Origin of the sequence: Anabaena sp. 90 (assembly GCF_000312705.1) — a bacterium.
GTDB classification, from domain to species: Bacteria; Cyanobacteriota; Cyanobacteriia; order Cyanobacteriales; family Nostocaceae; genus Dolichospermum; species Dolichospermum lemmermannii.
Genome location: NC_019427.1, coordinates 2,339,621 through 2,351,470 on the forward strand (window position 1 = coordinate 2,339,621; position 11,850 = coordinate 2,351,470).

An 11,850-nucleotide genomic window follows, 5' to 3' on the forward strand; every position below is an offset into this window, starting at 1 on the left:
GTGTGGCCGTTAAAGAAATTGCCAACAAAGTCAGAACCAGATATTTGTACATTATTTACTTACTGCATTACTGCATTGATTACTTAACTACTGCATTACTCATCTACTTCCTGAAGTGCTTCATCAAGTAAGAAGCGAACAATTTCAGCCTTTTTACGCCCTGTTCTAGCAGCCATCATAGATAATTTGCGGTGCATTGATTCAGTTAAATCAACGGTTAAACGCACTGTTGCTTCTTTGGGGGGAACTTGTTGGAGTTGAGACATAATTGATGATTTAGGTTGTGGGGATGGAGTGATAGTTGGGATTATGGCTGATGCTTCCGGCAGGGATACGCCACTCAAGCTATCGGTTGTCGGTGCTGATATGGTTTCTGCCACGTTATCAACCTGGGGCTGTTCTGTTTCCGGTGGTGTACTGCCAAAGACAAACTCATTTGCCAGGGCATCATCGAGGGACTTTCGAGGTTTCTTGGTACTCACTTCAGCATCCCCACAATTTCTTTAAACAGTTTTTCATATTCCTTTTGTGATTCTGTCGCCGGACGACCGGACAATCCCCAAATAGTTGTACCTTGACCAAAGGTATCGGCTATTGCTTGTTTTTGGTGAATCACCGTTTTTAATACCGACACTTCTTGGATTTTTGATAGCAGGGCGATCGCCTCATCTTTTAACTTAGTACCCTTAACAGCACGACTAATAAATACTGCCGCTGTTGGTGAACCACCTCTAACAGATTGAGCTTGTTTGATTAAGCGCACGGCATCACTGGCAGACTGTAAATCTAAACCAGTGGGTTGACAGGGAATAACAGCTAAATCAGTCCTAAATAATATTGCTCGACTGGCTTCTGATAAACCTGCTGGTCCATCCACAATTAAATAGTCACATTCGGCTGCTAACTCTGGGATTTGTTCTAAAAGTTCATCGGGTACGTTTAATACCGTTGTGGCAATTTCCGACTCCATAGACTTCAACCACACTGAACTACTGCGCTGTGCGTCGGCATCTAACAACCTGACCTTATGACCCTTGCGCGATAACCAATAAGCTAAATGCACGGCTGAGGTGGACTTTGAGCAGCCCCCTTTCTGATTGATAAATGCAATTACTGATTTACTTACTGCCATACTGCATTGATTACTTAATTACTGCATTAAGTATATACTATATATAACTAAATTAAAACTAAGTTGGCTTGAGGAAATTAACTAGTTAATTATTTGCTAACTTTCCCTAACTAATGCTATATTATCCTTATGGCATACATACCACTCAGAAAAGCGGTCGAATTTCTGGGATTGCATCCAAACACTTTGAGGAGATATGCAGATGAGGGGAAAATCAAAAGCATTAAAAACCCAGCAGGACAAAGATTGTATGATGTCGAGTCATACATCAAAGGGAGTTCAACTAGCACTCCCTCTATTTGCTACTGCCGAGTCAGTTCCTCCAAGCAGCGAGATGACCTCGACAGACAAATCGCTTATATGCAATCCCTCTACCCAGAAGCCGAAATTATCAAAGATATCGGCTCAGGACTCAACTTCAAAAGAAAAGGTTTGCGCTCCCTATTGGACAGACTTTTGCAAGGAGATAAATTCACACTTGTTATTGCCTGTCGGGACAGACTCGCAAGATTTGGATTTGAGCTTGTACAGTACATGGTTGAACAAAACGGTGGACAAATCGTGGTTCTCGACAAAACTGTACATTGTCCACAATCAGAACTTACTCAGGATTTACTCTCAATCCTTCATGTCTTTTCCTGTCGAATGCACGGACTTAGAAAATACTCTAAAAAAATCAAAGAAGATTTATCTCAAACTGAGTCCTATCCAGAAGCGGAAAATTAAATATTGGTTTGGTGTCGCTAGATTTGTTTACAACGAGACAATTCGTTATTTGCAAAAACCAGAAACAAAAGCCAATTGGAAAGGAATAAAAACTGGAATCATCCAAGAATTACCTGAATGGTGTAAAGATGCACCGTATCAAATTAAATCTATTGCCATCAAAGATGCTTGTCAGGCTGTTAAGAATGCCAAGAAAAAAATATATTGATGGTGGTGGAATTAGTAAGTGTAAATTTAGGACTAAAAAAGATCCTGTACAATCTTGTTATATTCCTAAATCTGCTGTAAAAGATGCGGGAATCTATCACACCGTACTAGGTAAATTAGAGTACAAAGAATCTTTACCTGATGGGTTTGGAGATTGCAGACTAGTTTCTTTTTATGGAGATTACTACATCTGTTTGCCTATAGAAAGTCCACGACATAGAACCGAGAACCAAGGGCGTGTTGTGGCTTTAGATCCCGGAATTAGAAATTTCTTAACCTTCTTTTCTGATAATTGTTTTGGATGGTTAGGAGAAAATGCTAATTTAAAAATCCAAAAACTTTGTTTTAAATTAGACAAATTAGTTAGCAAGATATCCAAAGCCAAAAGTAAACAAAAGAAAAGATTAAAAAATGCGGCAACTCGACTAAGAGGAAAGATTAAATATTTAGTAGATGAGTTGCATAAGAAAACAGCTAGATTTTTGGTTGATAATTTTGACGTAATTCTACTTCCAACTTTTGAGACATCTATTATGTCCCGAAAAGCTCATAGAAGAATTAGGTCTAAATCAGTCCGACAAATGCTTACTTTAAGTCATTACAAGTTCAAGAAATTTATTAAACACAAAGCTAATGAATTTCATAAAATAGTAGTTGATGTCAATGAAGCATATACTTCAAAAACAGTGAGTTGGACCGGTGAAATTATCAACAATCTAGGGGGATCTAAAATTATTAAATCTCGGATAGATAGTCAATCTATGAACCGAGATTTGAATGGTGCGCGGGGAATTTATCTTCGTGCATTGGTTGATACGCCTTGGTTGAGAGATAATCTCAACTTATCTATTTGTTAGCATTAGTTAGCAAAAAAGTATCGGTTGGCGATATTGTCAGATTTATCAATTTAGTTAATATTGAGGTGATATTGGCAAAAGCTGAAGTTAGCGAAAATATAGCCAACGATTTTGTCATTTCATTTCACCCCGCACCCAAACGGTTAAGCCGTTACGCAACTAAATTTAATATTTTGTAGCCTAGAGTTCTTGTAGTAAGGCTTTTGGGCATAAAAAGTAAATGGGTAATAGCTTAACAGACAGAAATCTGGGAAGATTCCCAAATATATCTGTCTAGCCCGTTCCAAAGGGTAACGAGCGCCTTATAAGTGCCATTAGCCAAGGTTTCAGCCGTTTTGAGAACCCCACCGACCCAGGCTTGACCTTGAGCGTCCCAAACAAAACAATTTTGGGGGATGTGGTCCTGTTGGGTAGTTTGGTGGTTAGCGTCCTGATTTATGGTCACGTCCTGATTAGCAATATTATTAATATTAGAATTTTGGGACGGATTTGGTATAGTATTGATACAGTTTTCATTTGCATTTTGTAGCAATACGATACATTTCACGGACTGAGATTTTGCCAAGTCGGACTCGTACCACTTCTGGAATATTTCACTCCGTCCATCGGTGAGGCCACATATCCTATATATCCGGTGGCGATCGCCAGAACCCTCGCGCCCTGCTTTGTCAAGTTTCAGTCCCAATAGTTTCAGTATTTTTCTGAGAATTTGAATAGGAGTCATGTCTGGGTGCAGCTTCCCAAGGAACATTCCCAAATCCCAAAGATGATTCTTGACCTTATCTGTAGCGACCTGCAATTATAAATCCCTAAACCTGCAATCATCGTTGTTTTCAGCCAGGATTATTTGCAACTATAATTTCATTTGAACCAGAATTAACTGCAACTGAGCCAGGATTAATTGCAACCAGCCTGCAATCATCCGTTTCGACCAGGATTATTTGCAAATAGACTCAACGCTTTGCCAGAACTGAGTTTTCAGTATTGACAGAGGTTTGTTAAAAAACTCATTAGAGAATTTGATAGATTAACTTTGAATTCAAGACCCAAGTTTTTTAACTGAAAAACCAACGGTTTTAGGTTCTCTAAGCCTTACCAGTGTGGCAGTAAAGAAAACATTCGTTTGTTTTACTTTTATAGTTGCAGATAATCCTGGTTCATACCGATGATTGCAGGTTGGTTGTAAATAATTCTGGTTCAGTTGCAATTAATCCTGGCTGAAGCACAATTATAGTTGCATTTAATCCTGGTTTGAAAGTGTCTTAATTGCAGGTTTGAGTGATTAGTATTGCAGGTCGCTACACATAATTGTAAATCGCTATCATATAGTTTATGAGACATCTTTTAGGTGTACTCCCATTAATCAGCCATACTACTACTGTAACTTACAAATTTTTTGTGATCTGCACTTTAGTACCATAAATTAACTTATTTGTCAACAGTACATTTTTCTCCCAGTCAACTTCCATAATTTCTTGGCTAATTTTTGTCCAAATTTCTCTCGGAAATTGCCGCTAATTTATGAAGTTTTGTATTCTTTTTAGGGATTGATTTCTGAAACGACTACAAATAAAGGGTTCTGAAGATCATCTTGTCAGACACACACAAAATTGACAATATAAACCCAATTATGAAAATCTCCATAATTGTAGCAAATCGCCGAAAGTATTGCAAGCTCGTTGCTAAATAAAAATAATTCTCAATTAATTATTAAGAAAATCTAAACTTGAATTATGATGAGTTATGAATATTAAAAGTATTGTTATATTTTCATAAGTTTTAATTATATTTTATTTCTACTATAGCTTTAGCAGAATTTGATGCTTATACCCGATTCAAAGCAATGACTGTCACAGGAAACCCAGAAGCAGGTTTAAGAATACTGTCTAAACTTGATAATCTCACAGAATAGCGCGATCGCCCTACCCGTAATCTAAAATAGTACCAAAGAGTAAAAACCGTAAATCTGGATATGACCACAGCTACACCCGTAAAAACTGAATACGAAGCGATTATTGGCCTAGAAACCCATTGTCAACTTAGTACCAACACCAAAATTTTCTCCAACAGTTCCACAGCTTTTGGTGCTGACCCCAATACTAACATTGACCCAATATGTATGGGTTTACCAGGAGTTTTACCTGTACTGAACGCCAAAGTTCTCGAATACGCCGTGAAAACTGGTTTGGCGCTAAATTGTCAAATCGCTCGGTATAGTAAATTTGACCGCAAACAATATTTTTATCCTGATTTACCCAAAAATTACCAAATTTCTCAATATGATTTACCCATAGCCGAACATGGTTGGATAGAAATTGAATTGGTAGATGATGAGGGAAATCCCAGCCGTAAACGCATTGGTATTACTCGCTTACACATGGAAGAGGACGCGGGGAAACTCGTCCACGCAGGTAGTGATAGGCTTTCCGGTTCTACCTATTCTCTCGTAGATTATAACCGAGCTGGTATTCCCTTGGTGGAAATTGTTTCTGAACCTGATTTGCGAACCGGACAAGAAGCGGCTGAATATGCCCAAGAACTGCGGCGGATTGTGCGGTATCTTGGTGTCAGTGATGGAAATATGCAAGAAGGATCTCTGCGTTGTGATGTGAATATTTCTGTCCGTCCGGTGGGACGAGAACAATTTGGTACTAAGGTAGAAATCAAGAATATGAACTCCTTTAGTGCGATTCAAAAAGCGATTGATTATGAAATTGAACGCCAAATTGCTGCTATTGAATCAGGAGAAAAGATTGTTCAAGAAACCCGACTGTGGGAAGAAGGTTCACAACGCACCAGCAGTATGCGGATTAAAGAAGGTTCTAGTGATTATCGTTACTTCCCAGAACCAGATTTAGCCCCCATTGAAGTCACTCAAGCAGAATTAGATTCATGGTTAAGTGAATTACCCCAACTACCTGCGATAAAACGCCATCATTATGAAAATGAGTTGGGACTTTCGGCTTATGATGCGCGGGTCTTAACTGAGGATAAACCAGTTGCGGACTATTTTGAAAGTGCAATATCTAAAGGTGCAAATCCCAAATCTGCGGCTAATTGGATTACTCAAGATATCGCTGGGTACTTAAATAAACAAAAACTCACCATCTCTGAAATTAAACTGACTGCTGTTAATCTAGCAGACGTGATTACTCGCATTGAAAATGGTAAAATCAGCAACGCTCAAGCTAAGGAAAAACTCACAGACTTATTAAATGGAGTTTCTCCAGAAACAGCTTTTGCTGGTCAAGAACTTATTTCAGATCGTACCATTCTCGAACCGATTATTGATGAAATCATGGCTGCTAACGCCCAACAAGTCGAAAAATACCGCAAAGGTAACACCAACCTCAAAGGCTTTTTCGTCGGACAAGTCCTGAAAAAAACCGATAAACGTGCAGAACCCAAACTCACCAATCAATTGTTAGAAGAGAAACTCAATGCCCCAATGTAGGGTGACACCCCTCACCCTGAAAATGGTATAGTGTGATAATAAGACGCAACTTGATTATCAGGAGAGCTAGTTTAAATTGGCTCTCTTTCTTTTTAGAGGGAACAGGGAACAGGGAACAACGGACAACGGACAACGGACAACGGACAACGGACAACTGACAAAAATAAAAAATAGGGGGTTTGACCCCTTGGTGCTAGAATTATATAATGTGCTAAGTAGATGCACCCTGATGATTTTAGAGAGCTATCCAAGTAGCTCTCTTTATTTGCCCTAACTTGGCGACGACAAATGGTAGCAAAGAAAAAATGGAACTATCTAGAAATATTAATAAATGATAGTTTATGGACTGAGATAGAAAGTATTGCTGCTAATGTTGGCAATAAAAGAATTGCAGAAATGACAAAAGATTTATGTTTAATAGAAGCAGCACTAGCAACAGATAAAATTGTTATATCATTGGATGATAATACTGCGAGAAAATTTTTTAGTGAAGCATCTGTAAAAATAGATGAACTCAAGGATATTGTATGGGTAAATCCAGATAAAGTAGATGAAGAACAACCAATTGAATGGTTGAGAAATGGAGCAAAAGTAGAAAGCGATCGCCTACTCATGAAGTATTGTAAAAACAAAATATAGAATCTGTAGGTTGGGTTGACGTAAGGAAACCCAACATTAACCAACAATAATACATAAGTTGGGTTGCATTTCATTTAACCCAACCTACAAACTAAAAATATAAATAACATTCCTAATTCAAGTTATAAATTAACCATTATCAACATCTTCTGAAACAGATTCTAGATCGTCTGAAGCCTTTAAAAGATCATCCCAACTATCTGGAGGATTACCACTTGCAAGCATTTTAGTAAAAATGTTGTATGGATCTGTTTTTGCTCCCTCTTTCCGCAGCGAATATTCATCATTTATCCAAGCATAAATAATAACTTTTTCCGTACTGCTATAACGAAAGAATAAACGAAATCTTCTATTAAATTTAGCTCGAAACCAATGCTTTTTATCTGTTCCTAATGTTTTACCTTGCCTAAATTCTGGTGCGCTGGGATCTTCAGGTATTCGCCTAAAAATAAACTCATTAATATTGTTGAGAAACTTTGTAGCTGGATGTTGCTGATATTCTTCAGGATTTTTTTCTTTAAGTTCCTCAACCTGAATAATTAATTTTTTATATTTTTCACCAAAGGCAGGATGAATTTTTAACGTCCACCCATTAACATTCATACAAACATGAAATCCTCTGGTAATTCTTCATCCAGATCAGCTTCCATACCTTCTGTTAGTATAGAGGCACGATGATACATTTCTTCTGTAAGTGTTTCAAGATTGCTAGAATTTTTCTTGATATCTCTAGCCAGGAAATCTAAGAACGCCTTGACAAAAGAATGCTTTTCCATATTTGGAGACAATATTCTATTCATTCCTAGCGTTTCTCCCTTTTTATGATAAACAACCGTATACTTAGTGAAATGATTTACACCAGTGCGAGAAGAATTTGCATTGTTACGAAGCTTGACTTTCATTAATTGAACGGATTTTTATTGAGATCCAATGATTTATATACTCACTCCTTATAGTACCAGATTTTTCTAAAAAAGTCACTTATAAAATTGTAGGTTGGGTTGACGCGAGGAAACCCAACATCAACCAACAATAATAAATGTGTTGGTTTGCATTTCATTTAACCTAACCTACAAATTACTAATTGCTACATACAACATAGTTGAAAATATTGTATCATATATGTATCGTCTATATAGTTTATTTAGTTATGAAAGTCTTTGATATCTACTCAAAACGGCAAAAAAAACTCCCTGATGTGTATCAGTGTGATAATATTCCTGAGCCTCTCCGTATACAGATTGTTCATATTATAAAGGATCTTATTGATCTTTGTGGGAAAGATAAAAGTGAAGAAGTTTTTCTGCATATTGACAATATGATATGTCGTGAACATGGGAGATTGAGTTTGGTTTCAGATCTCTCATTGGCTTTGAGTCCAGATATTGTGCAATACAATATGAAATACACTAAAGGAGTATTGAATTTTATATTAGAAGAGGAAGAAATAGAACAGGTTCTTTCTAGCGTTGAATTAACCTTTAAATTTTTTGAAAATTTATATAATAAAGGTGATACAACAAAAAATATATCAAATACAATTGATCAATTAATCAAGGAATTGAACTTTAGATTTAGGGAACACGGAGTAGGTTATCAATATGAATCAGGTAAAATTATAAGAGTTGATTCTCAAATGATACATTCTGAAGCAGTCAAGCCAGTTTTACACTTATTAAGTGATCCTCGATTTCAGGGAGCAAATGAGGAATTTTTGAAAGCCCATGAACATTATAGACATGGTAATTACAAAGAATGTCTTAACGAATGTCTGAAGGCTTTTGAAAGTACCATGAAGATTATTTGTAACAAGCAAGGCTGGATTTTTCAACCTACAGATACAGCCAAACCACTTATTAAAATTTGCTTTCAAAATCATCTAATTCCAATTTATTTACAAGATCAATTTTCATCACTCAAGCAAAGTCTTGAAGGTGGTATTCCTACTATAAGGAATAAACAATCAGCGCATGGACAAGGTTCTCAACCTGTTAATGTTCCACAATATTTTGCAGCTTACCAGCTTCATCTAACAGCAAGTACAATTTTGTTTTTGATAGAAGCCGAAAAATCGCTTTCTTAAATACTAAAAACACATATTTTGTAGGTTGGGTTGACGTATGTTACCCAACATTAACCAATAATAATACATAAGTTGGGTTGCATTTCATTTAACCCAACCTACAAAAATATTAACCCAAAACGAAATTCACCAACTTACCAGGAACAACAATCACCTTTTTGATTTCCTTCCCTTCCAGATAACGTTGTCCGGCTTCCGACTCCCGCGCATACTTCTCCAACTCCGCTTTATCAGATTGGGAAGGAACTTGAATAGCACCGCGAGTTTTACCCATAATTTGAATTACCAAAGTAATTTCATCAGCTATCAAAGCCGCAGGATCAAAACTTGGCCAAGTTTGGGTATGCACAGAATTTTTATTCCCCAACAATTGCCATAATTCATCACCAATATGGGGGGCAAAAGGCGCTAACATAATCACCAAAGTTTGCATCCCTTCCGCGTAAATTGGCGAATTATGACAATCAGCATCAGTCAAGGCATTGCTTAACTTCATCAATTCCGAAATTGCCGTATTGAATTGATATTCATCTACCACATCTTCCGTAATTGCTTGAATAGCAATATGAATGAAGCGACGTAAATCTTTTTCGGCTTTTGTCAGTTGTCCGTTGTCATTTGTCAGTTGTTTTGGACTTGCAGCATAATCTGTAACCAACCGCCAAACGCGATTTAAAAAGCGGAATTGTCCCTCAACATCTGCCTCATCCCATTCTAAATCTTTTTCAGGAGGTGCTTTAAATAAAATGAACATTCTCGCCGTATCTATGCCATATTTATTAATCACATCTTCCGGTGCTACACCATTGCCTTTTGATTTGGACATGGTAGCATAGAGACGTTGTAAAGGTTCTCCAGTTTGTGGATCTATAGGATTATTAGCATCAACTAAATTTGAAGGAATCCATTTATCCTTACCACCTTTATTTGGGTTCATGTAAGTTAAACCCTGTACCATTCCCTGAGTCAACAGCTTTTGAAATGGTTCATCAAAGTTAAATAAACCTCTATCTCTTAATACTTTGGTGAAGAAACGCGAATACAATAAATGTAAAATTGCGTGTTCAATTCCCCCTACATATTGATCTACGGGCATCCAATCATTTACCTTACCAGAATCAAAAATCTTTTCTTCATTCTTTGCATCTGGATAACGTAAGAAATACCAAGAAGAATCAATAAAAGTATCCATTGTATCGGTTTCCCGTTTCGCAGGAGTACCGCAACTTGGACAGGTCACATTTACCCAACTTTCCAATTGTGCTAAAGGTGAACCACCACGTCCACTTAATTCAATATCTTCTGGTAATTGTACAGGTAAATCTTTGTCAGCTACAGGCACAATTCCACATTCAGGACAGTGAATCACAGGGATAGGTGCGCCCCAATAACGTTGTCGAGAAATTAACCAATCTCTGAGGCGATATTGTATTCTTAATTTACCAAAGTTTTGGTTTTCGGCAAATTCGATAATGGCTTTTTTCGCATCTACAGAATTCATGCCATTGAAGTCACCGGAATTAACTAAAATTCCCGTTTCTGTATATGCTGATTTTAAAGTTTCTTCTGCACCAATTTCCGGGACAATGACAACTTTAATAGCTAAATTTTGTTCTTTAGCAAATTTGAAATCTCGGACATCATGTGCCGGTACACCCATTACCGCACCTGTACCATATTCATAGAGTACATAATCTGCAATCCATATTGGTACTTCTTCCCCAGTGAAGGGATTCACGACTTTTCCCCCCGTAGGAATACCCCGTTTTGGTTTATCTTCGGCTGTTCTTTCTAGCTCGCTTTGGTTGCTGACTTCCTTGATAAAGGCTGCTACTGCTGCTTTTTGGTCTGAAGTTGTCACCACTTGAGTTAAGGGGTGTTCTGGGGCTAAAACGACGTAACTCACACCATAAACAGTATCGGGACGGGTGGTATAAACGCCGATTTTTTCATCTAAGCCGACAATAGGAAATTCTAAATAAGCGCCTGTGGATTTTCCTATCCAGTTGGCTTGCATTAATTTAACTCGTTCCGGCCAACCTGTGAGTTTATCTAAGTCATTTAATAATTCTTCGGCGTAGTCGGTAATCTTGAAAAACCATTGACGCAGTAATTTACGTTCTACTATTGCTCCACTGCGCCAGGAACGTCCTTCGTTATCAACTTGTTCGTTTGCTAATACAGTTTGGTCAATGGGGTCCCAATTCACTGCGGCTTCTCTTTGGTAAGCTAAACCTGCTTGTAAAAATTGCAGAAATATCCATTGCGTCCATTTGTAATAATCGGGGGAACAGGTAGCAAGTTCAGTTTCCCAATCTAAGGATAAACCCAGACGTTGTAATTGTTGCCGCATTTGGGCAATATTTTGATATGTCCATTTGGCAGGGGGTACACCTCGATCAATGGCGGCGTTTTCTGCGGGTAGTCCGAAAGCATCCCAACCCATTGGATGTAATACTCGATACCCTTGCATCCGTTTGAGGCGAGCAATCACGTCTGTAATTGTATAGTTACGGACGTGACCCATGTGCAAGCTACCGGAGGGGTAGGGGAACATGGAAAGCGCGTAGAATTTGGGCTTGTTTGTATCTTGAGGGGTTTTATCTAAGCCAAGTTCTAACCATGTTTGTTGCCATTTTTCCTCTATTGCGGCTGGTTGGTATGACGGTTTTTGGGGGGACTCCACAATTAAAACTCCTAATGCTTTTATCTAGTTTCGCTATTGTGGCATAATCTAGATATATTTTTTTCT

13 protein-coding genes and 1 pseudogene are annotated in these 11,850 nt (G+C 37.8%); 8 read left to right on the top strand and 6 right to left on the bottom strand.

The window, feature by feature from the left end:
• Window positions 1–95: 95 nt before the first annotated feature.
• Together ANA_RS10235 and ANA_RS10240 are read right to left on the bottom strand one after the other, a co-directional pair.
• Window positions 96–482: a CopG family transcriptional regulator gene (locus tag ANA_RS10235; RefSeq protein WP_015079995.1), complete on the bottom strand. Its 387-nt coding sequence runs from the start codon at window positions 480–482 to the stop codon at window positions 96–98.
• Window positions 479–1,132: an AAA family ATPase gene (locus ANA_RS10240; RefSeq protein ID WP_015079996.1), complete on the bottom strand. Its 654-nt coding sequence runs from the start codon at window positions 1,130–1,132 to the stop codon at window positions 479–481. Before ANA_RS10240 ends, ANA_RS10235 begins: the two co-directional genes overlap by 4 nt.
• A 129-nt stretch (window positions 1,133–1,261) precedes the next feature.
• Here ANA_RS10240 and ANA_RS24505 point away from each other — a divergent pair, with 129 nt between their 5' ends.
• From ANA_RS24505 to ANA_RS10250, 4 genes are read left to right on the top strand one after another with little or no spacing between them, the layout of a single operon-like run.
• Window positions 1,262–1,858: an IS607 family transposase gene (locus ANA_RS24505; protein ID WP_015079997.1), complete on the top strand. Its 597-nt coding sequence runs from the start codon at window positions 1,262–1,264 to the stop codon at window positions 1,856–1,858.
• A complete protein-coding gene (locus tag ANA_RS27590) occupies window positions 1,761–2,066 on the top strand; it encodes a helix-turn-helix domain-containing protein (protein WP_235081780.1) in 306 nt (101 codons plus the stop codon). The genes ANA_RS24505 and ANA_RS27590 overlap by 98 nt, the downstream gene beginning before the upstream one ends.
• On the top strand, window positions 2,044–2,922 hold the full coding sequence (locus tag ANA_RS10245) for a zinc ribbon domain-containing protein (protein WP_235081782.1): 879 nt from the start codon (window positions 2,044–2,046) through the stop codon (window positions 2,920–2,922). The genes ANA_RS27590 and ANA_RS10245 overlap by 23 nt, the downstream gene beginning before the upstream one ends.
• Window positions 2,916–3,101, top strand: a complete 186-nt coding sequence (locus tag ANA_RS10250) for a hypothetical protein (protein ID WP_041457937.1) — start codon at window positions 2,916–2,918, stop codon at window positions 3,099–3,101. Before ANA_RS10245 ends, ANA_RS10250 begins: the two co-directional genes overlap by 7 nt.
• Before the next feature lie 53 nt (window positions 3,102–3,154).
• On the opposite strand, the gene ANA_RS23525 is transcribed toward ANA_RS10250, so the two are convergent.
• A complete protein-coding gene (locus ANA_RS23525; protein ID WP_200863820.1) occupies window positions 3,155–3,646 on the bottom strand; it encodes a hypothetical protein in 492 nt (163 codons plus the stop codon).
• Between the two features lie 1,068 nt (window positions 3,647–4,714).
• Between ANA_RS23525 and ANA_RS27595 the strand changes: the two are divergent.
• The 3 genes and pseudogenes from ANA_RS27595 to ANA_RS10265 all read left to right on the top strand — a co-directional run.
• Window positions 4,715–4,834, top strand: a pseudogene (locus tag ANA_RS27595) (toxin-antitoxin system HicB family antitoxin); the annotation flags it as partial.
• A gap of 60 nt (window positions 4,835–4,894) precedes the next feature.
• Window positions 4,895–6,376 (top strand): Asp-tRNA(Asn)/Glu-tRNA(Gln) amidotransferase subunit GatB, encoded by a 1,482-nt coding sequence (gene gatB, locus ANA_RS10260; protein ID WP_015079999.1) that lies wholly within the window; start codon window positions 4,895–4,897, stop codon window positions 6,374–6,376.
• Window positions 6,377–6,664: 288 nt separating this feature from the next.
• Entirely contained in the window at window positions 6,665–7,015 is a 351-nt protein-coding gene (locus ANA_RS10265; protein WP_051155171.1) for a hypothetical protein, read from the top strand.
• Window positions 7,016–7,144: 129 nt separating this feature from the next.
• Here ANA_RS10265 and ANA_RS10270 read toward each other — a convergent pair whose 3' ends face one another.
• Window positions 7,145–7,618: a type II toxin-antitoxin system YhaV family toxin gene (locus ANA_RS10270; RefSeq protein WP_015080000.1), complete on the bottom strand. Its 474-nt coding sequence runs from the start codon at window positions 7,616–7,618 to the stop codon at window positions 7,145–7,147.
• Window positions 7,615–7,815, bottom strand: coding sequence for a type II toxin-antitoxin system PrlF family antitoxin (locus ANA_RS10275; protein ID WP_235081791.1), 201 nt, complete (start codon window positions 7,813–7,815; stop codon window positions 7,615–7,617). The genes ANA_RS10270 and ANA_RS10275 overlap by 4 nt, the downstream gene beginning before the upstream one ends.
• 350 nt (window positions 7,816–8,165) lie before the next feature.
• Between ANA_RS10275 and ANA_RS10280 the strand changes: the two genes are divergently transcribed.
• Window positions 8,166–9,098: an STM4504/CBY_0614 family protein gene (locus tag ANA_RS10280; RefSeq protein ID WP_015080002.1), complete on the top strand. Its 933-nt coding sequence runs from the start codon at window positions 8,166–8,168 to the stop codon at window positions 9,096–9,098.
• A 109-nt stretch (window positions 9,099–9,207) separates the two neighbouring features.
• On the opposite strand, the gene leuS is transcribed toward ANA_RS10280, so the two are convergent.
• A complete protein-coding gene (leuS, locus tag ANA_RS10285) occupies window positions 9,208–11,784 on the bottom strand; it encodes a leucine--tRNA ligase (protein WP_015080003.1) in 2,577 nt (858 codons plus the stop codon).
• Window positions 11,785–11,850: the final 66 nt, after the last annotated feature.